We start from the raw sequence: 26261 nt of genomic DNA, 5'->3' as shown, positions 1-26261 counted from the left end.
TAGCGTGAGCATGGATATTACCGATTTTTACCAGACATTTTTTGATGAAGCCGACGAATTGTTGGCCGATATGGAGCAACATTTGCTGGATCTGGTGCCCGAGGCACCGGACTCAGAACAGCTCAATGCCATCTTCCGTGCGGCGCATTCCATTAAAGGCGGAGCCGGAACGTTTGGATTTACCATTTTGCAGGAAACCACCCATTTAATGGAAAACCTGCTGGATGAAGCACGACGCGGTGAGATGCAGCTCAATACCGACATTATCAACCTGTTTTTGGAAACGAAAGATATTATGCAGGAACAGCTCGACGCCTATAAAAGTTCGGCAGAGCCTGATGCCGCCAGCTTTGAATACATCTGCAACGCGCTGCGTCAGTTAGCGCTGGAAGCCAAAGGTGAGGCGTCTGCGCCCGCTGTCCCTGCGGCAAAACTGAGCGTTGTTGACGCCGTGGCCGAACCCGATACGGCGCCTGACGCGCCCGCAGGAAAACTGCGCGTAGTGCTGTCACGTCTGAAGGAGAACGAGGTCAACCTGCTGGAAGAGGAGCTGGGGAACCTGGCGACGCTCAGCAACGTGGTGAAGGGCAAAGACAGCCTGGCCGCGACGCTCGACGGCGGGATTGGCCAGGATGACATCGTGGCGGTGCTCTGCTTCGTGATTGAAGCGGATCAGATTGCGTTTGAAACCGAGGCGGCGGCCGTTGAAGCGCCTGCTCCGGCAGAGAATACCCCTGCGGTAGTTGCCGCTGCCCCGGCCCTGAAAGCCGTGCCAAAAGAGACGGCCGCTCCGGCCCGCGGTGAAAAACCAGCGGCGCGTTCCAGCGAGTCCACGAGCATTCGCGTGGCGGTGGAGAAAGTGGATCAGCTGATCAACCTGGTGGGTGAACTGGTCATCACCCAGTCGATGCTGGCCCAGCGCTCCAACGAGCTGGACCCGGTGACCCATGGCGATCTCATCACCAGCATGGGCCAGTTACAACGTAACGCCCGCGATTTACAGGAATCGGTGATGTCCATCCGCATGATGCCGATGGAATATGTCTTCAGCCGCTTCCCGCGCCTGGTGCGCGACCTGGCCGGCAAGCTCAACAAACAGATCGAACTCACGCTGATGGGCAGCTCCACCGAGCTGGACAAGAGCCTGATTGAACGCATTATCGATCCGTTAACGCACCTGGTGCGTAACAGCCTCGACCACGGCATCGAGCTGCCGGAAAACCGCGTAGCAGCCGGAAAATCGCCCGTGGGCAACCTGATCCTGTCAGCGGAACATCAGGGCGGCAACATCTGCATCGAAGTGACCGATGACGGCGCGGGCCTGAACCGCGAGCGCATTCTGGCGAAGGCGATTTCGCAGGGAATGGCGGTCAACGAAAATATGACCGACGAAGAAGTGGGTATGTTGATTTTTGCCCCGGGCTTCTCAACCGCAGAGCAGGTCACCGACGTTTCCGGCCGCGGCGTGGGCATGGACGTGGTGAAACGTAACATTCAGGAGATGGGCGGTCACGTTGAGATCCAGTCTAAGCAGGGCGCGGGCACCACGATTCGTATCCTGTTGCCGCTGACGCTGGCCATTCTTGACGGCATGTCCGTTAAAGTGGCGGACGAAGTCTTTATTCTGCCGCTGAACGCGGTGATGGAGTCCCTCCAGCCGCGTGAAGAAGATCTGCATCCGCTGGCGGGCGGCGAGCGCGTGCTCGAAGTGCGCGGCGAGTACCTGCCGCTGGTGGAACTGTGGAAAGTGTTTGAAGTGGACGGGGCAAAAACCGAGGCCACGCAGGGTATCGTTGTGATCCTGCAAAGCGCCGGACGCCGCTACGCGCTGCTGGTCGATCAGCTGATTGGTCAGCATCAGGTGGTGGTTAAGAACCTGGAAAGTAACTACCGCAAAGTGCCGGGGATCTCTGCTGCCACCATCCTGGGTGATGGTAGCGTCGCGCTGATCGTCGATGTATCGGCACTTCAGGGATTAAATCGTGAACAACGTGTGGCGAACACAGCCGCCTGATTAAGTAAAAGGTAATAACATGACCGGTATGAGTAACGTAACGAAACTGGCGGGCGAGCCATCTGGACAGGAATTCCTGGTTTTCACTTTAGGGGATGAAGAGTACGGTATCGACATCCTGAAAGTGCAGGAAATTCGCGGTTACGACCAGGTAACGCGCATTGCGAACACGCCAGCGTTTATCAAGGGTGTGACCAACCTGCGCGGTGTGATTGTGCCTATCGTGGACCTGCGCGTGAAGTTTAGCCAGGGCGATGTGGAGTACAACGATAACACGGTGGTGATCGTCCTGAATCTGGGGCAGCGCGTGGTGGGGATCGTGGTGGATGGCGTGTCTGATGTGCTGTCGCTGACCGCCGATCAAATCCGTCCTGCGCCGGAGTTTGCGGTCACGCTGTCGACGGAATACCTGACGGGGCTGGGTGCGCTCGGCGAGCGTATGCTGATTCTGGTGAATATTGAGAAGCTGCTGAACAGCGAAGAGATGGCGCTGCTGGATATCGCGGCGAATCATGTAGCATAAAACAAAGCCGGGTGGCGGCTTCGCCTTACCCGGCCTACAAATGGCTCGAACACGTAGGCCGGGTAAGCGTCAGCGCCACCCGGCTCTTTTGTAACCTTACGCCTCCTGCTCCACCAGCGCTGCTTCCGCTTCCCGCGCCCCTTCATTCTGCGACAGCATCGCCGTTGCAATCCCGTTCCCCAGCACGTTGATGGCCGATCGTCCCATATCCAGGAAATGGTCAATCCCCATCAGGAGCAGGATCCCGGCCACCGGAATGTTAAAGCTCGGAATGGTCGCCGCCAGCACCACCAGCGACGAGCGCGGTACGCCCGCAATCCCTTTCGAGGCCAGCATCAACGTTAACATTAGCACCGTCACCTCGGTGAAACTCAGGTGAATGTTGTATGCCTGGGCGATAAACATCGAGGCGAACGAGCAGTACACCATGGAGCCGACCAGGTTAAACGAGTAGCCGATCGGCAGGACGAAAGAGGCGATATTACGTGAACAGCCGAAGCGCGCTAACTGCTCCAGCGTTTTCGGGTATGCCGCTTCTGAGCTGCTGGTGGTAAACGCGACCAGCACCGGATCTTTCAGCATCGCCACCAGACGTAAAATCTCTTTTTTCAGTACCATGTAACCTACCGCCAGCAATACCAGACAGGTCAGAAGGATCGCCACATAGTAACCGCCAATGAACGAGGCATAGTTCAGCAAAATGCCCAGACCCTGAGTGGCAATCACGGACGAAATCGCGGCAAAAATGGCCAGCGGCGCAACGTACATCACGTAGCCCGTCACTTTCAGCATAATGTGGGAGACCACATCCAGCGCCGCCACCAGCGGGGAGTTGAATTTTTGACCTAATGACGCGCCGCCGATGCCGAAGAACATCGAGAAGACCACAATTTGCAGGATCTCATTGTTCGCCATCGCGCCGGCAATGCTGGTTGGAATGGTGTGTGACAGGAAGGCTTTCAGCGACATCCCGCTAACGGCCAGGCCGGTATCAACCGTCTCTGTCGGAATGCTCAGGTTCAGACCGCTGCCGGGTTGTTCAAGGGTAACAATAAACAGCCCCACCAGAATGGAAAGCACGGATGAGCTGATAAACCACACCATCGCTTTACCCCCGACGCGTCCAATCGTCGACGTTTCACCCAGCTTCATAATGCCCACCGTCAGGGTGCTGAACACCAGCGGGGCAATCACCATCTTAATCAGCCGCAGGAAAATATCGGTCAGCAGGGTGATGTTCTCCGACCAGGCCTGTATCGCGTCGGGCGAAGCATACTCATGGATTGCCGCACCTGAAAGAATGCCCGCCAGCATGAAAATCACGATGAAGAGCGTGAGTTTGTTTGCACTTGCCACAAAAAGATCCTCTATGCGCTAAAAGAGTTTCCTGCGTCAATGCATACAAAATTTTTATTTAAGCGCAGGAAAATATTCGGGGCATAAATTGAAGTAAAGCTGCGTGAGTTACAACTTGTTTTTAATTTTTATGAAATTCGTTGTTTTTACAATGACGATATATTGTGACGCGGATCACATTACAGGCGATATATCCTCAAATTAAGCAAGAATAATGCCCGTTTTATTTTGCTAACTCTTTGTAATGTTTGTTAATAGTCTGTTAATTGGAGGGCGGGTGTCTCACCTTCGTTGAAAGTGGTTGAAGCGTGAACCATAAACTAAATTCTCAGTAACCGCGCCGGGGAATGTTTAAGCGGGGCTAACATATTGAACAGTATGAATAAAATAGGGCAAGCGAACCATTATTTCTTCTGGAGGGTGGTAAATGAAAAGAAAACTTCTTTTTATCTGCGCGGGTACACTGCTGTCGGCGGCGACTGTCGGTCAGGCGCTGGCAGTCACCAGTAGCGGTACTATCGGGGCGACGCTGACGCTGACGAACGGTTGTTTGATCAACGGCTCGCCAACGCAAAACGGCATTAACTTCGGGACACTCGATTTCGGGACCCATCCTGCGACATTCTCCACCCTGACAACCCAGTTAACCGGAGCCAGCAGCGGAAACACCTTTACCATTCAATGTACCACTGCCAGTTACACGGTGGCGATCACCGGCAACACCAACGCGACCGCACCCGGAACCGTTGTTGGCACCCCTGGCACACCCGCCCGCTATCTGGTGAACACCGCCAATGCGGCACAGGGCGTGGCATACAGCCTCTATAGCGACAGCGGGTACAATAACGTGATCGCTAACAACGCCGCGTTGCCCGTAGCTTCCACAGCGGGCGGGGTGAACAGCTATACCCTCTACGGGCGCATAACGGGCGGCGGCAATAGCGTAACGGTTGTACCGGGAACCTATACCGACACGATTAACGTCAGCGTCACCTACTGATTCAGCCATGAAGGCATTGTGTTTATGTCTGCGCGAAAGCGCAGAGGGCGTCGTGCACCCTTTTTTGGCTCTGATCGTCGCGCTGATGATGATCTGCGACGCCGGGGCGGTAACCTCCCAGTCCTTCAGGGTGAGCGCGACGGTAGTACCAGGGTGCTCGGTGAGTACCGGCACGGGCGGGCGCTTTGGGACGCTGGATTTTGGAACCCGCAATGGCGTGGACAACACGCCGGTCAGCACCAGCTTTGTCGCCGACGGCGCGTTGTCCATCGCCTGCACGCCGGGCGTGGCGCTGAGCATGAGCATTGACGGCGGCCAGAATTACAGCTCGGTGCGACGGATGACGCGTTCAGGCGGGACCGAAGTTGTTGGTTACCGGCTCTATAGCAGCAGCTCTCTGGCGGCGAACAGTGAAATTGGGGTTAACCAGGCCATACCGATTACCTATACCAACAGCAATAACATCGCGCTGCCTCTTTTTGGCGTCGCGCTCCTGACGGGGTTTAGCCTGCCGGGAACATATTCAGATCAACTCACCGTGACCTTGTCATGGTAGGAAAGGGAGAACATCGATGAAGCCATTTTTCAGGCGATCGGGCCTGGTGGGTCTGTTGGGGGCAACGGCTCTGGCAGCGGGCCAGGCGCAGGCAGCGGCAACCATTCTTCTGTGGCCCATCGATCCGTGGCTGTCGGCAGAGGCCAGAGCAACTGAATTGTGGATCCAGAATCAGGGCAACAGCGCCACGACAATGCAGGTGCGTATTGTGCGCTGGAAGCAGGAGGGAGGATATGAGCGATACACCGCCCAGCAGGATGTGGTTGCCAGCCCGCCGATCGTGACCATCGCCAAAGGCAGTAAACAGCTTATTCGCCTCATCAAGCAGGGGACGATCCCGTCGGGGGTTGAGCAGGCTTACCGCATTATTGTGGATGAAATTCCCCAGCCGGATGCCAAAGCGGAACCGTCCATGGGCCTCAAACTGCAAATGCGCTATTCGATTCCTTTATTTGTTTATGGGCAGGGGATCCACACCCTCAACGAAGGGGCGCACCACGCGCTGGCGAACACGCAACAGCTGAGCTGGCGGGTCGTTCAGGAGGGGGGGAAACCCGCGTTTCAGGTCCGTAATCAGGGGGATGTTCACGTCCGGCTCAGCCAGGTTGCGGTTGAGCAGGGCGGGCAAAAACGCACGGTTGCCGAGGGGCTGCTGGGTTATGTGCTGCCAGGCAGCACCCGAAGCTGGCCGCTTCCGGCAGGGATTTATCAGCCGAACCGGATGAGCGCGCAAATTAATGCCAGGGATACGCAATGGCAATCGACGCCCGTCAACTGAAACCGGCGATGATGATCCTGCTTTGCGTCAGTACCAGCGCCTTTGCCGAAACCGGCGACGACAGTTTACCGCCGCCGCCGGATGCACGGACGATGAACGGCGAAGCAGTATTCCAGCTCGCCCTGGTGCTGAACCACTATGACACGGGTCTGGTGGTGCCGGTGACGCAGCGTGAGGGCGCCTGGTTTATTTCGGGCGCGGATTTGCTCCGCGCCGGGCTGCCGCCCGCGCATGTGCCAGCCGGAGAGGTGAATCTCTCGACGCTTACGTCGGTACGCGCAGAGTACGACAGCACGGCCCAGCGCCTGTTGCTGACGGTCCCCCGGGACTGGGTTGCCGCGCGGATCACGCCTTTCAGTGAGCAGAGCACGCAAAGCAAACCGCACTATGGCCGCGGCGCGCTGCTCAATTACGACGTTTATACCAATCATTCCGAACACACGGGCGGCCAGGCGTCGGTCTGGCACGAGTTCCGTTATTTCAATGAGGATTATTCATTTTCATCGACGGGCTACGCCCGGCAGAATTTCACCGGTAACAGCGGACAGCAGGAAGGGTATGTGCGTTATGACTCTACGTTACTGATCACCAACGAAGAGGATGCCACCACCTGGTCCGCCGGGGACGTCATCAGCGATGCGCTGAGCTGGAGCACCAGCGTGCGCATGGGCGGGATCAGCTACGGGCGCGACTTCTCCCTGCGTCCGGATCTGGTGACCTGGCCACTGCCCGCGTTTTCCGGCGAGGCGGCCGTCCCGACCTCGGTCGATCTCTTTATTAATGGCTACCGTTCCGGCTCCACCCGCCTTCAGCCGGGGCCGTTTACCCTCACCAATCTGCCGTATATCAACGGTGCCGGGGATGCGGTACTGGTTACCACGGATGCGCTGGGACGTCAGGTGAGTACCACGCTGCCGTTTTATGTCAGCAGCGATCTGCTTAAGCAGGGGTTAAGCGACGGCGCCGTGACGCTGGGCAGCCTGCGGCGTAACTACGGTATTGAGAATTTTGACTATGGCCCGGCGGCGGGCAGCGGATCGTACCGCTACGGGGTGACCGACTGGCTGACGCTGGAGGGGCATGCGGAAGGGGCGGAGTCGCTGGCGCTCGGCGGTGCGGGCACGGTGCTGAAGCTCGGGCGTTTTGGCGTGGTAAATACCTCGTGGACCCAAAGCCGCATGCGCGGCGATAGCGGCGGCCAGATAAACTGGGGCTATCAGTACAACACCAGCGAGTTTAGCGTAGCGACCCAGCATACCCGACGCGACCGTGGCTTCGGCAATCTCGCCCTGTACGATCAGCCCACCGTTTATGATGAAAATGATAACCCCGTTGCCAGCCTGAGCCGCAATACCGACCAGTATTCCTTAACCTTTAACCTCGGCGGATACGGCAATATCGGCGCGGCGTGGATCGGCGTTGAGAGTTTTGACAGCCAGAAAACTGAACTGCTCAACCTCTCCTGGAGCCGTAATCTGTGGGGCTCAAGCAGTATTTATCTGGCTGCCAGCCGTGACCAGCAGCGAGGCGACTGGACGGTTGCGCTGTCGTTGCAGGTTCCCCTCGGCGAACGTGACAGCGCCGCCGTCACCTTTGAAAACACCCCTGACGCAGGCAGCACTCAACGCATTAACTACAACCACTCGATGCCTTCAGACGGCGGCTTTAGCTGGAACATGGCCTGGGCCAACCAGTCGCGGTCGAGTAACTATCAGCAGGCCACGCTCGGCTGGCGGAATAACAACGTGGAGCTACAGGGCGGCGGCTACGGTGAGAAGGGCATGATGACCTGGTGGGGCGAGGCGATGGGCTCTGTCGTGCTGATGGACGGTGAGCTGTTTGCGGCGAACAAAATCAACGATGCGTTTGTGGTGATCAGCACCGACGGTCATCCGGATGTTCCCGTCAGCTACGAAAACCAGCCGGTCGGAAAAACCAATAACAAAGGCTATCTGCTGGTGAGCGGCGTTTCCGCCTATTACCCGGCAAGTTACCGCATTGATACCCTGAACTTACCTGCGGATACCCGGCTGAAAGAGACCGAGCGTCGGGTGGCGATTCGTCGGCATAACGGTTATCTGGTGGATTTCCCGATGGAGCAGGAGCGGGTTGCCAGCGTGATCCTGCACGATGCGCAGGGCAATGCGATCCCGGTAGGAAGCCAGGTCAGACGCGCGTCCCGCAGCAGCGCGGTTGTCGGCTACGACGGCCTCGCCTGGCTGGAAAACCTCAACGACGTGAATCCGCTCGAGGTCATCACCCCGGAGGGTAAACGCTGTACGGCAACGCTGACCGTTGGCGCAAACCCTGAACATAAGCTGCAAACCTACGGTCCGCTGACCTGTCGGGAGGCGCCGTGAGACGCCTGTTAATCGCGCTCCTGCTGCTGTGCTCCGGCGGCAGCTGGGCGGCCTGTACCGTCAGTACGGTGAATGCCTCGTTTGGCAGCGTCACCTCGTTCGCACTCAGCGGCACCGGGGAAGTGGAAACGACGGGCACGCTGGTGGTGACCTGCGATACCGTTCTCAACCTGTTAACTAACGACTCGGTGACGCTGAATTACACCTCGGCATCCGTCTTCGCGAATAGCCGGGCGACCATGAAGCGTACGGACAACGCGGCTATTACCGATGTCATCCCTGCGCGGCTGTGCGGGGCGTCCGGCTGCGGCGGAAACAGTGAAATACAAATCAGCAAAGCCTATACCTGGAGCGGAAACACGCTGCTCGGGCTGCTGGGTTCAAGGCGCTACAACATTCCCCTTTATTTCCGGACCGTAATGGGGCAGAACGTCACCGCCGGGCCGTATCAGGTGTTGTTAACGTTCAGCATTAACTACAACGTGTGCGCCGTTGGCGCGGTCGGAGCGTGCCTGACCCCGCAAACCGGTACGGCAACCACCTCGATCCTCCTCAACATGACCGTCACCAACGATTGCAGCACCATGACCACGCCGGACGTGAATTTTAACAGCGCGCCGCTGGTGCAAAATTTTCCCACCGTTTCACAGTCGGTTGCCGTCACCTGCACCAAAGGCAGCACCTACACCATAGGCATTAATAATGGGGCAAATGCCCTGAACAACGTGCGTCGTATGGTCAGCGGCAGCAACTTCATGAGTTACGACATCTACAAAGAGGCGACCAGCAACCGCTGGGGTAGCAGCGGCAGCGAGCGCTGGGCCAGCGCCAGCTCATCGCAGGTCAGTACGGACGGGCTTTTACGTACCTACAACTACACCGCCAAAGTTCTGACCAGCCAGGCCACGCCGCCTGCCGGAACCTATACCGACACGCTGATTGTCGACGTCGCATTCTGACTCCCGCGCTTTTCCCTTTCGCAAATGTAAAGTTCCTGTGGCCTGTGCCGATAACACCGTTAATAAATCTATGAGAAGGTGTTGTATGTTGAACCGTATCCGCGTTGTCACAATGCTTATGATGGTGCTGGTCATTTTCGCACTTCTTCAGCTTACTTCTGGCGGCCTCTTTTTCTCGTCGTTAAAACAGAACCAGGACAGCTTCGCGGCCTCGAACGATTTGCGTATGCAGCAAAGCGAACTGACCACGACCTGGGATCTGATGTTGCAGACGCGTATCAACCTGAGCCGCTCGTCTGCCCGCATGATGATGGACCCAAATAACCAGCAGAGCAGCGCAAAAACGGAACTGCTGAAGAATGCGCGCGCCACGCTGGCAGACGCGGCGAAACATTACGACGCCTTCAAAAAAATCGCCCCTCAGCCGGCAATGGCGCAGGCGAGCGCGAACATAGATGAAAAATATCAGGCCTACTTCGCCGGCCTCACGGAGCTGGTGCAGTTCCTGGAGATGGGCAATATGGACGCCTATTTCGCGCAGCCGACCCAGGGAATGCAGAACGCCCTCGGCGCGGCACTCGGCGAGTACGCTAAAGCCAGCGGCGAGCTTTATCACTCCGCGTTCACGCAAAGCCAGAACGACTACCGTTTCGCGAAATGGCAGATGGCGGTTCTCGCCCTCGCGCTGGTCATCGTACTGGTGGCCGTGTGGTACGGCATTCGTCATATCCTGCTTAACCCGCTTGGCCGCGTCATTGCCCATATCCGTGATATTGGCCGGGGCGATCTCACGAAAACGCTGACCGTTTCTGGCCGCAATGAGATCACCGAGCTGGCAACCAGCGTCGACCATATGCAGCGTTCGCTGATTGATACCGTCGCCAACGTGCGCGAGGGGGCGGATGCCATCTATACCGGCACGAGTGAAATCGCGATGGGCAACAACGATCTCTCGTCCCGTACCGAACAGCAGGCATCCGCTCTGGAAGAGACGGCGGCCAGCATGGAGCAGCTCACCGCGACCGTGAAGCAGAATGCCGACAATGCCCGCCAGGCGTCGCAGCTTGCAGAAAGCGCGTCCGACACCGCCCAGCGCGGCGGTCGGGTGGTCGACGGCGTGGTGAAAACCATGCATGACATTGCCGACAGCTCGAAGAAAATCGCCGACATCATCAGCGTAATCGACGGTATCGCCTTCCAGACCAATATCCTGGCGCTGAACGCGGCCGTTGAAGCGGCGCGTGCGGGCGAGCAGGGGCGCGGGTTTGCCGTGGTCGCCGGCGAAGTGCGTAACCTCGCCAGCCGCAGCGCCAATGCGGCGAAAGAGATCAAAGCCCTGATTGAAGACTCTGTTTCACGCGTGGATACCGGCTCGGTGCTGGTGGAAAGTGCGGGTGAAACCATGAATGACATCGTGAATGCCGTGACGCGCGTGACGGACATCATGGGTGAAATCGCCTCTGCATCGGATGAGCAGAGTCGTGGTATTGACCAGGTCGCCCTGGCGGTATCGGAAATGGATCGTGTGACGCAGCAAAACGCCGCCCTGGTGCAGGAGTCCGCTGCCGCGGCCGCTGCGCTGGAGGACCAGGCGAGCCGCCTGAAAATGGCCGTCTCGGCGTTCCGTCTTACTTCAAAAACGACAAATACGGTCAGCTCGCGGTCGGCGTACAGCGAAGCAACCCCGGCGCCCGTGACAACACGTACGCGCGCAGCGGTGACCGGACAAGATGAAAACTGGGAAACATTTTGACTGACAATTAAACCGCGGCTGCTTGCCGCTTGATGGGAGCGTGGATGTTAAATCGTATTCGTATCTCGACCACACTGTTTTTGATTCTGATCCTGTGTGGGGTTTTGCAGGTTGGCAGTAACGGGTTGTCTTTCTGGGCGTTTCGCGATGGCTATCAGAATTTGCAGGAAGTTGAGACGAGTAATCAGCAGCGCTCCGCACTGGCACAAACGCGTGCCGTGCTGTTGCAGGCAAGCACTGCGCTGAACAAAGCAGGGACGTTAACCGCGCTGAGCTATCCGCCGGAGGATATTAAGGCGCTGATGGTCGTGGCCCGCAGCAGCCTGAAGCAGGCCGACGCGCAGTTTAAGGCCTTTACGGCGCAGGAGGCGGTCAGTGAGAAAGAGAAAGCGCTGAAAGTCGCCATGAAAAAGACCTTTGATGTGTGGTACGGCGATCTCGACCATCAGGCGACGTGGCTGGAGAACAACCAGCTTTCTGACTTCCTGACCGCGCCGGTGCAGGCGTCTCAGGCGGCGTTCGACGGCAGCTTTAACGCCTGGCAGCAGGATATTAACCAGTTTGTGGCGCGTGCCGGTGCGGACAGCCGTACCAGCTACCGCATGTCAGGGGCGATTTTCCTGACCATGGTGATCCTGGCCGCCCTGCTGACCGGCGGCTCGCTGTGGTGGTCGCGCAAAATGATCGTCCAGCCGCTGGCCATCGTCAGCAGCCACTTCGACAGTATGGCGAAGGGCGATCTGGCGCGTCCGGTGGCCGTGTATGGCAGGAATGAAATATCAGCGATTTTCGCCAGCCTGAAGGCGATGCAGGGGTCGCTGCGGGAAACGGTAAGCAACGTTCGCCAGGGCAGTTACGCCATGCATACCGGGATCTCCGAGATTGCGGCAGGCAATAACGATCTCTCATCCCGCACCGAACAGCAGGCGGCATCGCTGGCGCAGACGGCGGCCAGCATGGAGCAGCTGACCGCGACGGTAAGCCAGAACGCCGATAACGCGCGTCAGGCGTCCGACTTGTCAAAACAGGCGGCGATGACGGCGAAACGTGGGGGCGATCAGGCCTCTCACGTCGCCAGTACGATGCAGGAGATTGCCGCCAGCTCGCAGAAAATTGGCGACATTATCAGCGTCATCGACGGGATCGCGTTCCAGACCAATATTCTGGCGCTGAACGCGGCCGTTGAAGCGGCGCGTGCCGGGGAGCAGGGGCGCGGGTTCGCGGTAGTTGCCGGTGAAGTCCGAAACCTCGCCAGCCGCAGCGCCAATGCGGCGAAAGAGATCAAAGGGCTGATAGAAGAGTCGGTCTCCCGCGTTCAGCAGGGCTCCGCGCTGGTGGATACCGCCGCGCAGACCATGCACGAGATTGTCACCTCCGTGACGCGGGTTAACGACATTATGGGCGAGATTGCCTCGGCGTCTGATGAACAACGCCGTGGTATTGAGCAGGTGGCGCAGGCCGTTACACAGATGGATCAGGTTACGCAGCAGAACGCCTCACTGGTGGAAGAGGCGGCGGCGGCGACCGATCAGCTGGCAAACCAGGCGGATCACCTTACCGGGTTGGTCGCCGTATTTAATGTGAAAGAGCACGTTGAAGCAGTAACAGAAGTCGGACGGTCACAGGCCGTGCCCGTTGTATCCTGAATGTGATTAAGAAGGCGCTATGACATCACCCATGCCCTCAGGGCAAACGTCATTATTGTTGCAGATGACACAGCGCCTCGCGCTGTCCGACGCGCATTTTCGTCGGATATGTCAGTTAATCTACCAGCGTGCGGGGATCGTGCTTGCGGACCATAAGCGAGACATGGTCTACAACCGGCTGGTGCGGCGCTTGCGTACGCTGGGGCTGGATGATTTTGGCCGCTATCTGAGCATGCTCGAAGCGAACCAGAACAGCGCCGAATGGCAGGCATTTATCAACTCATTAACCACCAACCTGACCGCGTTTTTCCGCGAGGCGCATCACTTCCCGGTGCTGGCGGAACACGCCCGTCGCCGTAGCGGAGAGTATCGCGTCTGGAGCGCGGCGGCCTCTACCGGGGAAGAGCCGTACTCGCTGGCCATCACCCTGGCGGACACCCTGGGCATGGCGCCGGGCCGCTGGAAAGTGTACGCCAGCGACATCGATACCGAAGTGCTGGAAAAAGCCCGTAACGGCGTTTATCGCCAGGATGAGCTTAAAACGCTGTCTCCTCAGCAGCTACAGCGTTACTTCATGCGCGGTACCGGCCCGCATGAAGGACTGGTGCGCGTACGCCAGGAGCTGGCGAACTGCGTGGAATTTGCTCCCGTTAATTTACTGGATAAGCAGTACAACGTGCCGGGGCCATTCGACGCCATTTTTTGCCGTAACGTGATGATCTATTTTGATAAAACGACGCAACAGGACATCCTGCGTCGCTTTGTTCCGTTGCTCAAGCCTGACGGTTTACTGTTTGCCGGGCACTCGGAAAACTTCAGCAACCTCGTGCGTGAGTTTAGCCTGCGTGGGCAAACGGTATATGCGCTGAGTAAGGAAAAAGCATGAGTAAAATCAGGGTATTGTCTGTCGATGATTCGGCGCTGATGCGTCAGATCATGACCGAAATCATCAATAGCCACAGCGATATGGAGATGGTGGCGACAGCGCCCGATCCGCTGGTCGCGCGGGATTTAATCAAAAAATATAACCCCGACGTGCTGACGCTGGATGTTGAAATGCCGCGCATGGATGGCATCGATTTCCTGGAAAAATTAATGCGCCTGCGCCCGATGCCGGTGGTGATGGTGTCATCTCTGACCGGTAAAGGTTCAGAAATCACCCTGCGCGCGCTGGAGCTGGGGGCGGTGGATTTTGTCACCAAGCCGCAGCTCGGCATTCGCGAGGGGATGCTGGCGTACAGCGAGATGATCGCCGAGAAAATCCGTACCGCGTCGCGCGCAAAACTCGCGGCCCACAAGCCGATGGCAGCTCCGGCAACCCTGAAGGCAGGGCCGTTACTCAGCTCGGAAAAGTTGCTGGTCATTGGGGCGTCAACCGGAGGAACAGAGGCAATTCGCCATGTACTCCAGCCATTGCCGCTCTCAAGCCCGGGTATTCTGATTACGCAACATATGCCGCCAGGGTTTACCCGTTCGTTCGCGGAGCGCCTGAATAAGCTGTGCCAGATCAGCGTGAAAGAGGCGGAAGACGGCGAGCGCGTGCTGCCGGGTCACGCCTATATCGCCCCGGGTGACAAGCACATGGAGCTGGCGCGCAGCGGGGCGAACTATCAAATCAAAATTCATGACGGGCCGCCGGTTAACCGGCACCGTCCGTCGGTGGATGTGCTGTTTCATTCGGTGGCGAAACATGCGGGGCGCAACGCCGTTGGGGTGATCCTGACGGGGATGGGCAACGACGGCGCCGCCGGAATGCTTGCGATGCACCAGGCTGGCGCCTGGACGATTGCGCAGAATGAAGCAAGTTGTGTGGTGTTCGGCATGCCGCGCGAGGCCATCAATATGGGTGGCGTAAGCGAAGTGGTCGATCTTAGCCAGGTAAGCCAGCAGATGCTGGCGAAAATCAGTGCCGGACAGGCAATACGTATTTGACTCAGGAGTATTATTTTATGGCGGATAAAGAGCTTAAGTTTTTGGTTGTGGATGACTTTTCCACCATGCGTCGCATTGTGCGCAACCTGCTGAAAGAGCTGGGCTTCAACAATGTTGAAGAAGCAGAAGACGGGGTGGATGCGCTGAACAAACTCCAGGCTGGCGGGTTTGGTTTTGTGATTTCCGACTGGAACATGCCGAACATGGACGGTCTCGAACTGCTGAAAACCATCCGCGCGGATGCGGGCATGGCCTCTCTGCCGGTGCTGATGGTGACCGCAGAAGCGAAGAAAGAGAACATTATTGCCGCTGCACAGGCGGGCGCAAGCGGCTACGTGGTGAAGCCATTCACCGCGGCGACTCTGGAAGAGAAGCTCGGGAAGATCTTCGAGAAACTCGGCATGTGAGGTGATGGATATGTTGCAACCTGCTATGAAACCCGTTGAAGAACATTCGCCGAGCGACATTATTGCCCGCATTGGTAGCCTGACCCGCATGCTGCGCGACAGCCTGCGCGAGCTGGGGCTGGACCAGGCTATCGCCGAAGCGGCGGAAGCCATCCCTGACGCGCGCGACCGTCTGGACTACGTCGTGCAGATGACCGCGCAGGCGGCCGAGCGTGCGCTGAACAGCGTTGAAGCCTCGCAGCCGCACCAGGATGCGATGGAGAAGGGGGCGAAAGCGCTGAGCAAACGCTGGGATGAGTGGTTTGAGAACCCTATTGAGCTGGCGGATGCCCGCGAACTGGTAACGGATACCCGTCAGTACCTGGGTGACGTGCCGGGACACACCAGCTTCACTAACGCCCAGCTGCTGGACATCATGATGGCACAGGATTTCCAGGACCTCACCGGCCAGGTGATCAAGCGCATGATGGATGTGATTCAGGAGATTGAACGTCAGCTGCTGATGGTGCTGCTCGAGAACATACCGGAACCGGCTGCCCGTCCGAAACGCGAGAACGAAAGCCTGCTCAATGGTCCACAGCTTGACACCAGCAAAGCGGGCGTGGTGGCGAGCCAGGATCAGGTGGACGATCTGCTGGACAGTCTTGGTTTCTGATTGCCCGTTCTGCCTCAGGTCGTTAACGCGGCCTGAGGCAGCTCAGAACAAAAACAGTGAAAAGAGCCCGAATAAACGGGCTTTTCCCGCCATTGGATTTTCTCTGCGCTGGCATGATACCCGTGAATTAATGGGCTGCGAGCAGGCACAGTGGCAGAAGAGAACGACGACAAAACAGAAGCCCCCACACCCCACCGACTTGAAAAAGCCCGTGAGGATGGGCAGATCCCCCGATCCCGAGAGCTGACATCCCTGCTGATCCTGGTGGTGGGCGTCTGCATAATCTGGTGGGGCGGGGAGATGCTCGCCCGCAGACTGGCGGGAATGCTCTCGGCTGGCTTACGTTTTGATCACAGCATGGTCAATGACCCCAATCTGATCCTCATTCAGATCATCAACCTTGTGAAAAGCGCGATGATCGCCTTGCTGCCGCTGATCGCGGGGGTGGTCATCGTGGCCCTGGTTTCGCCGGTCATGCTCGGTGGCCTGGTGTTCAGCGGAAAATCGCTGCAACCGAAATTTTCTAAGCTCAATCCGTTCCCCGGCATTGCGAAAATGTTTTCCGCGCAAACCGGGGCTGAGCTTCTTAAAGCGATCCTGAAATCGCTTCTTATGGGCAGTACCGCCGGGTTTTTTCTGTGGCACCACTGGCCGGAGATGATGCGCCTCATCAGCGAGTCCCCGATGACGGCGATGAAGAATGCCCTGAACCTGGTCGGGTTATGCTCGCTGCTGGTGGTACTCAGCATTATTCCGATGGTGGCGTTCGACGTTATCTTCCAGATCTATTCCCATATCAAAAAGCTGCGAATGTCGCGTCAGGACATCCGCGATGAATATAAACAGATGGAAGGCGACCCGCACGTTAAGGGCCGTATCCGCCAGATGCAGCGCGCCGCCGCGCGTCGGCGCATGATGGAAGATGTGCCGAAAGCCGACGTCATCGTCACCAACCCGACTCACTATTCCGTGGCGCTTCAGTACGACGAAAACAAAATGAGCGCGCCGAAAGTGGTGGCGAAAGGGGCCGGGCTGATTGCGCTGCGCATTCGTGAAATTGCCACGGAAAACCGTGTGCCGATCCTGGAAGCACCGCCGCTGGCTCGCGCGCTGTATCGCCACGCGGAAATTGGACAACAGATCCCGGGCCAGCTCTACGCCGCTGTCGCAGAGGTGCTGGCCTGGGTGTGGCAACTGAAACGCTGGCGTTTAGCGGGCGGTCAACGACCTGTAAAACCTGAGAACCTGCCGGTGCCTGAAGCACTGGATTTTTTGAACGAGAAGGACACTGATGGCTAATCTGGTGGCAATGTTGCGCCTGCCCGGCAACCTGAAATCGACGCAATGGCAGATCCTTGCCGGACCGATTCTGATCCTGTTAATTCTGTCGATGATGGTGCTGCCGTTACCGGCATTTATCCTCGACCTGCTTTTCACCTTCAACATTGCCTTGTCCATCATGGTGTTGCTGGTGGCGATGTTCACCCAGCGCACGCTGGAGTTCGCCGCGTTTCCAACGATCCTGCTGTTCACCACGCTGCTGCGCCTGGCGCTGAACGTTGCCTCCACGCGTATCATCCTGATGGAAGGGCACACCGGCGCGGCGGCGGCGGGCAAGGTGGTCGAAGCCTTCGGTCACTTCCTGGTGGGCGGCAACTTCGCCATCGGTATCGTGGTGTTCGTCATTCTGGTGATTATCAACTTCATGGTTATCACTAAAGGGGCGGGGCGTATCGCTGAAGTGGGCGCGCGCTTCGTGCTCGACGGGATGCCGGGCAAGCAGATGGCCATCGACGCCGACCTGAATGCCGGGCTGATCGCGGAAGATGAAGCGAAAAAACGCCGTGCCGAAGTGACCCAGGAGGCAGATTTCTATGGCTCCATGGACGGTGCGAGTAAGTTTGTGCGCGGTGACGCCATCGCGGGCATTCTGATCATGGTGATTAACGTCGTCGGCGGCCTGCTCGTCGGCGTGCTGCAACACGGCATGGACATGAGCCACGCGGCGGAAAGCTATACGCTGCTGACCATTGGTGACGGTCTGGTGGCGCAGATCCCGGCGCTTGTGATCTCCACCGCGGCGGGCGTGATTGTGACTCGCGTCAGTACCGATCAGGACGTGGGCGAGCAGATGGTGGGGCAGCTCTTCAGCAACCCGCGCGTTATGCTGCTCTCCGCGGCGGTGCTGGGCCTGCTCGGTATGGTGCCGGGCATGCCAAACCTGGTATTCCTGCTGTTCACCGCTGCGCTGCTGGGGCTTGCCTGGTGGATGCGTGGCCGGGAAACGCAGCCTAAGGCAGAGCCTGCGCCGGTCAAAATGCCTGAGAACACCCAGGCGGTGGAAGCCACCTGGAACGACGTACAGCTCGAAGATTCGCTGGGGATGGAAGTGGGGTACCGCCTGATCCCGATGGTGGATTTCCAGCAGGATGGTGAGCTGCTTGGCCGTATCCGCAGCATTCGTAAAAAATTCGCCCAGGATATGGGCTTCCTGCCGCCGGTGGTCCACATCCGGGACAATATGGATCTCCCGCCCGCGCGCTACCGCATCCTGATGAAAGGGGTGGAAATCGGCAGCGGTGATGCGTACCCCGGCCGCTGGCTGGCGATTAACCCGGGCACCGCCGCAGGCACGTTGCCGGGTGAGCAGACGACCGACCCGGCCTTTGGTCTGGCGGCAATCTGGATTGAGAGCGCCCTGAAAGAGCAGGCCCAGATTCAGGGTTACACGGTCGTTGAGGCCAGTACCGTGGTGGCAACGCACCTCAACCACCTGATTGGCCAGTTCTCCGCGGAACTGTTTGGACGTCAGGAGGCGCAGCAGCTGCTCGACCGCGTAACGCAGGAGATGCCGAAGCTGACCGAAGATTTGGTGCCGGGCGTACTGACCTTAACCACCCTGCACAAAGTGCTGCAAAATCTGCTCGATGAGAAGGTGCCCATTCGCGATATGCGTACCATCCTTGAGACGCTGGCCGAACATGCGCCGCTGCAAAGCGATCCGCACGAACTGACGGCGGTGGTGCGCGTGGCGCTCGGACGCGCCATTACCCAGCAATGGTTCCCGGGAACCGGCGAAGTGCAGGTCATTGGCCTGGACACGCCGCTGGAACGTCTGCTGCTTCAGGCGTTGCAGGGCGGTGGCGGGCTGGAGCCGGGTCTGGCGGACAGATTACTGGCGCAAACCCAGGAGGCGCTGGCGCGTCAGGAGATGCTGGGCGCGCCGCCGGTGCTGCTGGTGAATCACGCGCTGCGTCCGTTGCTGTCGCGCTTCCTGCGCCGGAGCCTGAACCAGCTGGTAGTGCTGTCGAATATGGAGCTGTCCGATAACCGCAATATTCGCATGACGGCGACCATAGGAGGGAAATAATGCGTAAGTGGCTGTGGATCTTACTTTTCCCGCTGGCGGCGCAGGCCGCAGGCGAGGGGGCATGGCAGGCCAGCAGTATCGGCTTGACGCTCAACCATCGGGGGGAGTCGATCTCCTCCCGTCCGCTGTCCGCCTCTGAGCCCGTGTCCGGGCAGATGACGCTGGTGGCCTGGAATTACACCCTGACGGGACCCACACCGGCCGGGTTGCGGGTGCGGCTGTGCTCGCTGACCCGCTGCGCGGAAATCGAGGGTCAACGTGGCACTACCCAGGCCTTCAACGGGGTGTCTGCTCAGGAGCCTTTACGCTTTATCTGGGAAGTGCCAGGCGGTGGACGTCTCATCCCGGCGCTGAAGGTTCAGCGCAACGAGGTGCTCGTCAACTACCGCTAACTGCCCGCCTTTTCGCCAGTCTCCAGGCATTTCTGAAGGCTGGCTCGCAAAAATGACCTTCCCTTTTGATACAAAAGAAACGCTGTTTTATAAATCAGTGACACGCGTATTGACACTCTTTGCGTTTTTGCCATTCACCACTTTGTGATGGCAGAAACAGAAAGGTATCAACAGGTCGATACTTTTACTGTAGCCGTGTAAAAACTCCCGGACGAGGTTGCTTACAGGGAGTCTCCCAAAACTGATTAGGGTTGACGGCAATGAAAACACGTAAAATTGGACTCGCAAATTATTTTGCTTACGGGTCAGGGGACTTCCTCGGGGGCGGGGACTACCGCCCTGACGGCCGCCTGGCTTTTGTATTTTTATACCACCTTCTGTGGACTCACACCGATTGAAGCAACCTTTATCTTCGCTGCCGCAAGGGTGCTGGATGCGGTTGTCAGCCCGTTAATGGGCTTTTTAACCGATAACTTTGGCACCACCTGGCTGGGCAAGCGCTTTGGCCGTCGTAAGTTCTTCATCCTGCTCGGTATTCCCTGCGTTTTCAGCTACTCGCTGATGTGGGTAGGGGACATGAGTTTCTGGTACTACCTGCTGACCTATCTGATCTTTGATATCGTCTACACCATGATCCTGGTGCCATACGAAACGCTGGTGCCGGAGATGACGGACGATTTCAAACAGAAAACCAAATTCTCCGGGGCGCGAATCTCTATGGCGCAGATGTCCGCCATTCTGGCCTCCTTCCTGCCGGGGATCCTGCTCACGCATTTCGGCAAAGACAACGCGATCTCCTTCTTCTATGCAAGCCTGGTCTTCTCCGTACTCTGCGCGCTGATGCTTACTTTCGTCTGGTTCTTCACCTGGGAGCGTCCGCGCGAAGAGTGGTCTGAAGCGGCTCTGCGTGCCGAGGAAGAGAAGAAAAAGCTGACCCTGGGCCAGAGCCTGAACCGTCTTTTTGTCGAATTAAGTTCGACGCTGCGCATCAAGATTTTCCGCCAGCATCTGGGGATGTACCTTGGCGGCTACATCGCCCAGGACGTCTTTAATGCGGTGTTCACCTATTACGTGGTATTTGTGCTGATGCAGGAGGCGTCAATGGCGTCCAACCTGCTGGGCACGATGGCCATCTTCCAGTTCCTCGCCGTGATCGGCATGATCCCGCTGTGCATTCGCTTCGGACCTGCGCCGTCTTACCGCATGGTGGTCGTGCTGTTTGGTCTGGCCTCGCTCTCTTACGCGGTGCTTTATTACGCGGGCCTGAGCGACGTTTACGCTCTGCTGCTGCTGATCTCTGCGGTTGCCGGTCTTGGCCGCGGGGGTATCAACTACGTACCGTGGAATACCTACACCTACATTGCTGACGTGGACGAAGTGATCACCGGTCAGCGTCGCGAAGGGATCTTCGCGGGCATCATGACGCTGACCCGTAAAGCGTCTCAGGCCGGTGCGGTGATGCTGGTGGGGATCGTGATGCAGATGTCGGGCTTTGTCAGCGGGCAAAAAGTGCAACCTGCGGAAGTGAGCCACACCATTCTGATGATCCTGAGCGTTGGCACTATTCTGGTGCTGTTCTGCGGCTTCCTTGTCTCCCTGCGCTTCAAACTCAATTTGCAGACTCACAGCACCCTGCGTGAAGAGACCGCGAAAATGCGCGAGTCCGGCCATGCGATGCCAGAGGCGGTGACCCCGCAGGCCCGCGCTACCGTGGAGATGCTGGCCGGTATGCCGTATGAATCCCTGTGGGGCAACAACAACATCGGTTATCTGAATCGCAATAAGCCGGCGGCCCCTTCGCTGAAGGATCGCGCGGTACTGAATTCGACATACAACAGAGGTTAAGATGATGAAAGTTTGGCCTGTCAAACATAGCCCGTTACTGCGTCAGCCTGAGCGCTTTATCGCCAGGGATGAGCTGAAATCGCTGATTCAAAAGGTGACGCATAACCTGGTCAATATCCACGACAAAACGGGTGAGTTTTTGCTGCGGCTGGACGACGGGCGCGTGATCGACACCAAAGGCTGGGCCGGATGGGAATGGACCCACGGCGTCGGTTTATACGGTATCTGGCAGTATTACTGCCAGACCGGTGACGAAGGCATGCGCGAGATTATCGACAGCTGGTTTGCTGACCGTTTCGCTGAAGGCGCAACCACCAAAAACGTGAATACCATGTCGCCGTTCCTGACGCTGGCGTATCGCTACGAAGAGACCAAAAATCCTGCCTGGCTGCCGTGGCTGGAAAGCTGGGCGGAATGGGCGATGAATGAGATGCCGCGCACCGAACATGGCGGCATGCAGCACATCACCCTGGCGGAAGAGAACCATCAGCAGATGTGGGATGACACGCTGATGATGACGGTGCTGCCGCTGGCGAAAATCGGCAAGCTGCTGAACAAGCCGGAGTACGTCGAGGAGGCGATCTATCAGTTCCTGCTCCACGTACAGAATCTGATGGATCGGGAGACCGGGCTGTGGTTCCACGGCTGGAATTACGACGGCAATCACAACTTTGCCCGGGTCCGCTGGGCGCGCGGCAACAGCTGGCTGACCATCGTCATCCCGGATTTCCTCGAGCTGGTGGATCTGCCGGAAAACAACGCCGTTCGTCGCTATCTGGTGCAGGTACTGAACGCGCAGATCGCCGCACTGGCAAAATGTCAGGACGAGAGCGGATTGTGGCATACGCTGCTGGACGATCCTGATTCTTATCTGGAGGCGTCGGCCACGGCAGGGTTTGCCTACGGCATCCTGAAAGCCGTGCGCAAGCGTTATGTCGGCGCAGAGTACGCAGAGGTGGCGGAGAAAGCGATTCGCGGCATCGTGCAAAACATCTCCCCGGAAGGGGAGCTGCTGCAAACGTCCTTCGGGACGGGGATGGGAAGCGATCTGGCGTTTTACCGCCAGATACCGCTGACCTCGATGCCGTATGGCCAGGCAATGGCGATTCTGTGTCTGACGGAATATTTGCGGAAATATTTCTGATAATAAAAAACCCGGCGCTCGCCGGGTTTCTTTTTTACATACGTTCTACGGTTTCGATACCCAGGGTATCCAGACCGAGCTTCAGTGTCTTCGCCGTCAGCTGCGCCAGCTTCAGGCGGCTGTGACGCACCGCTTCACTCTCAGCAGAGAGGATAGGGCAGTGTTCGTAGAAGCCAGAGAACAGACCGGCCAGATCGTACAGGTAAGCACACATAACGTGCGGCGTACCGTCACGCGCGACCACGGAGAGCGTCTCTTCGAACTGAAGCAGGCGGGCAGCCAGCTGTGCTTCACGATCTTCGGTAAGGGTCACCGTGGCATTCGCCAGCACGCTTTCGTCGATATTGGCTTTACGGAAGACGGAGAGTACGCGGGTATAAGCGTACTGCATATATGGCGCCGTGTTGCCTTCAAACGCCAGCATGTTGTCCCAGTCGAAGATATAGTCGGTGGTACGGTTCTTGGAGAGATCCGCGTATTTCACCGCGCCGATCCCAACCGCGTTAGCCAGTTTCTCCAGCTCGTCAGCAGGCATATCCGGGTTCTTCTCGGCCACCAGGCGACGCGCGCGTTCCAGCGCTTCATCCAGCAGTTCGGAAAGCTTCACGGTGCCGCCCGCACGGGTTTTGAACGGCTTACCGTCTTTACCCAGCATCATGCCGAACATGTGATGTTCCAGCGGCACGGAATCCGGCACATAACCCGCTTTACGCACGATAGTCCACGCCTGCATCAGGTGCTGGTGCTGACGGGAGTCGATGTAATACAGCACGCGGTCCGCATGCAGGGTTTCGTAACGGTATTTCGCACAGGCGATGTCGGTGGTGGTGTAGAGATAGCCGCCATCCTTTTTCTGGACGATCACACCCATCGGTTCGCCTTCCTTGTTTTTATACTCATCAAGGAACACCACCGTTGCGCCTTCGCTTTCCACCGCCAGATTTTTAGCTTTCAGGTCCGCCACAATGCCTGGCAGCATCGGGTTATACAGGCTTTCACCCATCACGTCGTCACGGGTCAGGGTCACGTTCAGACGGTTATAGGTGAGCTGATTCTGGGACATGGTAATGTCCACCAGCTTGCGCCACATCTCGAGGAAGTACGGGTCGCCACCTTGAAGTTTTACCACGTAGCTGCGCGCGCGCTCGGCGAAGGCTTCATCTTCGTCATAGTGCTTTTTGGCTTCACGGTAGAAACCTTCCAGGTCTGCCAGCGCCATTTCGCCTGCGTTTTCCTGCTGCTGCTTTTCCAGATACGCGATCAGCATGCCGAACTGCGTGCCCCAGTCGCCTACGTGGTTAGCGCGGATCACCTTGTGACCAAGGAACTCCAGGGTACGCACCGCCGCGTCACCGATGATGGTGGAGCGCAGGTGACCGACGTGCATCTCTTTCGCCACGTTTGGCGCGGAGTAGTCAACCACCACGGTCTGGGCTTCTGGCTGAGCCACGCCCAGACGGTCAGACTTCAGCGCCGCGTCAACGTGGCTTGCCAGGAACGCAGGCTCAAGGAAAATGTTGATAAAGCCTGGACCGGCGATTTCGGTTTTGCTGGCGATGCCGGTGAGATCCAGATGCGTCAGTACCTGCTCAGCGAGCTGTCGCGGCGGCATGCCCAGTTTTTTAGCCACTGCCATCACGCCATTAGCCTGATAGTCGCCAAACTGTACTTTCGCTGACTGACGAACCTGTGGTTCGCAATCCGCAGGCGCACCTGCGGCAATCAGTGCCTGACTGACTTTTTCTGAGAGAAGAGCCTGAATATTCACCTGGATACCTTACGTTTTTGATGCGGGTAAAAAACACCCACGCCAGTTTAAGAATTTAGGGCGGGAGTATACTGCAAATGCCTTCGGGCGTCAGCCCTGCGGGGGGCGAAGATCGCTCAGAATCCAGGCGAAGACGGTATGCATAATCATGCAGTCGAAAAAACCGTGATTCTGCGGTTGGTCGACAGAGGGCAACAGAGTAAATTAGCGGCTTTGCGACACGAAACGAGACTGACCTATGGCGAACTGGCATACCATTGACGAACTGCATGATATTTCCGCAGATTTACCGCGCTTCATTCAGGCGTTCACAGAACTTGCCACCCGTCTCGGGCTGGATATCGCGCCGCTTGAGGCCGATCACATCTCTTTGCGCTGCCACCAGAATGCCACCGCCGAACGCTGGCGGCGTGGCTTTGAGCAGTGCGGAGAACTGCTGTCGGAGAATATCATTAACGGTCGCCCGATCTGCCTGTTCAAACTTCACGCGCCGGTAACGGTGGCGCACTGGCAATTCACCGTTGTGGAACTGCCCTGGCCAGGAGAGAAGCGTTATCCGCACGAAGGCTGGGAGCATATCGAAATTGTTCTGCCTGGGGAGCCCGAGACGCTGAACGCCCGTGCGCTGGCGCTGCTTTCCGACGAGGGGTTAAGCCAGCCGGGTATTTTCGTCAAAACCAGCTCGCCAAAAGGGGAGCGCGAACGCTTACCGAACCCTACGCTTGCCGTAACGGACGGCAACGTGACGGTGAAATTCCATCCCTGGACTATCGAGCAGATCGTCGCCAGCGAAGCGTAAGCATTGTGAGCGTCGATCCAGACATCAATCGGGCAACGTGCCACGATGGTACGTTGAGTGAAATTTAAGGAGGATGACATGGCGCTGCTGGAAATTTGTTGTTACAGCGTGGAGTGTGGCGTCACTGCGCAACGGCACGGGGCCGATCGCATCGAGCTTTGCGCGGCACCGAAAGAAGGGGGATTAACCCCGTCCTTTGGCGTGCTGAAATCAGCCCGCCAGGCCATCACCATTCCGGTGCACCCGATTATTCGCCCGCGCGGCGGTGATTTTTGTTATACGGCGGGTGAGTTCAGTGCCATGCTTGAGGATATCGCCCTCGTCCGTGATTCCGGTTTTCCGGGGCTTGTGATCGGTGTGCTGGACGAAGACGGCAACATCGATCTTCCGCGTATGCGTCAGGTCATGCGCGCCGCCCGGGGGATGGCGGTCACTTTTCATCGTGCGTTCGATATGTGTAAGGATCCGATACAAGCCTTTGATACGCTGGCAGAACTGGGCGTGGCGCGCGTTCTGACGTCGGGCCAGCAGTCCTCGGCTGAAAAAGGACTGAAATTAATTACGGAACTAAAAGCACATTCCGGTGTTCCAATAATCATGGCGGGCGCAGGAGTACGCGCCAGCAATCTGGAACTGTTTTTAAACGCAGGGGTGGAAGAGCTGCACAGCTCGGCGGGTAAATGGATACCTTCACCCATGCGTTATCGCAATACAGGGTTGTCAATGTCGACGGATGCTGAAGCGGATGAGTACTCGCGCTACGGTGTGGATGGAGAGTCGGTTGCGGTAATGAAATCGTTGATTGAACGTCATCACGTGTAGCAACGTACCGATTTTTTACCGCGCATCATGTCGCCCAATATGATGCTTGCTTGTACCAGGCCCCTGCAAATTACACAGGGGCCTTTTTTTCTTTTTTCTTTTTTGCCCGGTGGCGCTGCGCTTACCGGGCCTACGAAATCACGCGTAGGCCGGGTAAGGCGCAGCCGCCACCCGGCTAAAGG

General features: G+C 57.7%; 21 protein-coding genes and 1 pseudogene. 20 read left to right on the top strand and 2 right to left on the bottom strand.

Translation table 11 applies throughout. The annotated features are described in order from the left end of the window. The first annotated feature begins 4 nt into the window (after positions 1-4). Both cheA and cheW read left to right on the top strand, forming a co-directional pair. Positions 5-2014, top strand: coding sequence for a chemotaxis protein CheA (gene cheA, locus KTH07_RS11340; protein WP_017384416.1), 2010 nt, complete (start codon positions 5-7; stop codon positions 2012-2014). 19 nt (positions 2015-2033) lie between these two features. Then, positions 2034-2537 (top strand): chemotaxis protein CheW, encoded by a 504-nt coding sequence (cheW, locus tag KTH07_RS11335; RefSeq protein ID WP_003859699.1) that lies wholly within the window; start codon positions 2034-2036, stop codon positions 2535-2537. Positions 2538-2633: 96 nt separating this feature from the next. On the opposite strand, the gene KTH07_RS11330 is transcribed toward cheW, so the two are convergent. Then, positions 2634-3893, bottom strand: a complete 1260-nt coding sequence (locus KTH07_RS11330; RefSeq protein WP_023303909.1) for a dicarboxylate/amino acid:cation symporter — start codon at positions 3891-3893, stop codon at positions 2634-2636. A 427-nt stretch (positions 3894-4320) separates the two neighbouring features. On the opposite strand from KTH07_RS11330, the gene KTH07_RS11325 reads away from it, so the two are divergent. The 16 genes and pseudogenes from KTH07_RS11325 (at position 4321) to KTH07_RS11250 (ending at position 22690) form a co-directional block, all read left to right on the top strand. Further along, positions 4321-4893, top strand: coding sequence for a spore coat protein U domain-containing protein (locus KTH07_RS11325; protein ID WP_063161939.1), 573 nt, complete (start codon positions 4321-4323; stop codon positions 4891-4893). A gap of 7 nt (positions 4894-4900) precedes the next feature. Further along, complete coding sequence (locus tag KTH07_RS11320) at positions 4901-5449, top strand: spore coat U domain-containing protein (protein WP_015570265.1); 549 nt, start codon at positions 4901-4903, stop codon at positions 5447-5449. Between the two features lie 16 nt (positions 5450-5465). Then, entirely contained in the window at positions 5466-6227 is a 762-nt protein-coding gene (locus KTH07_RS11315) for a molecular chaperone (protein WP_063161938.1), read from the top strand. Next, positions 6203-8587: a fimbria/pilus outer membrane usher protein gene (locus tag KTH07_RS11310; protein WP_023303905.1), complete on the top strand. Its 2385-nt coding sequence runs from the start codon at positions 6203-6205 to the stop codon at positions 8585-8587. Before KTH07_RS11315 ends, KTH07_RS11310 begins: the two co-directional genes overlap by 25 nt. Then, a complete protein-coding gene (locus tag KTH07_RS11305; protein ID WP_017384412.1) occupies positions 8584-9546 on the top strand; it encodes a spore coat U domain-containing protein in 963 nt (320 codons plus the stop codon). Before KTH07_RS11310 ends, KTH07_RS11305 begins: the two co-directional genes overlap by 4 nt. A gap of 85 nt (positions 9547-9631) precedes the next feature. Then, positions 9632-11299 (top strand): methyl-accepting chemotaxis protein II, encoded by a 1668-nt coding sequence (gene tar / locus KTH07_RS11300; protein WP_023303904.1) that lies wholly within the window; start codon positions 9632-9634, stop codon positions 11297-11299. A gap of 44 nt (positions 11300-11343) precedes the next feature. Further along, on the top strand, positions 11344-12945 hold the full coding sequence (gene tap / locus KTH07_RS11295) for a methyl-accepting chemotaxis protein IV (RefSeq protein ID WP_017693235.1): 1602 nt from the start codon (positions 11344-11346) through the stop codon (positions 12943-12945). Between the two features lie 19 nt (positions 12946-12964). Then, a complete protein-coding gene (cheR, locus tag KTH07_RS11290) occupies positions 12965-13831 on the top strand; it encodes a protein-glutamate O-methyltransferase CheR (protein ID WP_017384409.1) in 867 nt (288 codons plus the stop codon). After that, positions 13828-14877 carry a chemotaxis response regulator protein-glutamate methylesterase gene (locus KTH07_RS11285; RefSeq protein ID WP_014884341.1) on the top strand — a complete coding sequence of 350 codons (1050 nt, stop codon included), beginning with the start codon at positions 13828-13830 and terminating at the stop codon, positions 14875-14877. The genes cheR and KTH07_RS11285 overlap by 4 nt, the downstream gene beginning before the upstream one ends. Before the next feature lie 17 nt (positions 14878-14894). Beyond that, positions 14895-15284, top strand: coding sequence for a chemotaxis response regulator CheY (cheY, locus tag KTH07_RS11280; RefSeq protein ID WP_000763862.1), 390 nt, complete (start codon positions 14895-14897; stop codon positions 15282-15284). 10 nt (positions 15285-15294) lie between these two features. Then, positions 15295-15939, top strand: a complete 645-nt coding sequence (gene cheZ, locus KTH07_RS11275; RefSeq protein ID WP_003859718.1) for a protein phosphatase CheZ — start codon at positions 15295-15297, stop codon at positions 15937-15939. A 150-nt stretch (positions 15940-16089) separates the two neighbouring features. Then, positions 16090-17238 (top strand): flagellar biosynthesis protein FlhB, encoded by a 1149-nt coding sequence (gene flhB / locus KTH07_RS11270; protein WP_006811100.1) that lies wholly within the window; start codon positions 16090-16092, stop codon positions 17236-17238. Then, complete coding sequence (gene flhA / locus KTH07_RS11265) at positions 17231-19309, top strand: flagellar biosynthesis protein FlhA (protein ID WP_023303902.1); 2079 nt, start codon at positions 17231-17233, stop codon at positions 19307-19309. The genes flhB and flhA overlap by 8 nt, the downstream gene beginning before the upstream one ends. Continuing rightward, positions 19309-19701 carry a flagellar protein FlhE gene (locus KTH07_RS11260; RefSeq protein WP_023303901.1) on the top strand — a complete coding sequence of 131 codons (393 nt, stop codon included), beginning with the start codon at positions 19309-19311 and terminating at the stop codon, positions 19699-19701. Before flhA ends, KTH07_RS11260 begins: the two co-directional genes overlap by 1 nt. Positions 19702-19961: 260 nt before the next feature. Continuing rightward, positions 19962-21551 (top strand): annotated as a pseudogene (locus KTH07_RS11255) (MFS transporter). After that, entirely contained in the window at positions 21551-22690 is a 1140-nt protein-coding gene (locus KTH07_RS11250) for a glycoside hydrolase family 105 protein (RefSeq protein WP_063161948.1), read from the top strand. The pseudogene KTH07_RS11255 and the gene KTH07_RS11250 overlap by 1 nt, the downstream one beginning before the upstream one ends. A 34-nt stretch (positions 22691-22724) precedes the next feature. On the opposite strand, the gene argS is transcribed toward KTH07_RS11250, so the two are convergent. Beyond that, entirely contained in the window at positions 22725-24458 is a 1734-nt protein-coding gene (argS, locus tag KTH07_RS11245) for an arginine--tRNA ligase (protein ID WP_063161937.1), read from the bottom strand. 238 nt (positions 24459-24696) lie between these two features. On the opposite strand from argS, the gene KTH07_RS11240 reads away from it, so the two are divergent. Both KTH07_RS11240 and cutC read left to right on the top strand, forming a co-directional pair. Continuing rightward, the gene (locus KTH07_RS11240) at positions 24697-25257 is read left to right on the top strand and encodes a VOC family protein (protein WP_032619519.1); all 561 of its coding nucleotides are present in this window, start codon (positions 24697-24699) and stop codon (positions 25255-25257) included. 78 nt (positions 25258-25335) lie between these two features. Further along, positions 25336-26079, top strand: coding sequence for a copper homeostasis protein CutC (cutC, locus tag KTH07_RS11235; RefSeq protein WP_023303899.1), 744 nt, complete (start codon positions 25336-25338; stop codon positions 26077-26079). Positions 26080-26261: the final 182 nt, after the last annotated feature.

Source organism: Enterobacter cloacae complex sp. ECL72 (assembly GCF_019056635.1).
Taxonomy (GTDB): domain Bacteria; phylum Pseudomonadota; class Gammaproteobacteria; order Enterobacterales; family Enterobacteriaceae; genus Enterobacter; species Enterobacter hormaechei_C.
This window is presented reverse-complemented; position numbering and strand designations above follow the sequence as displayed.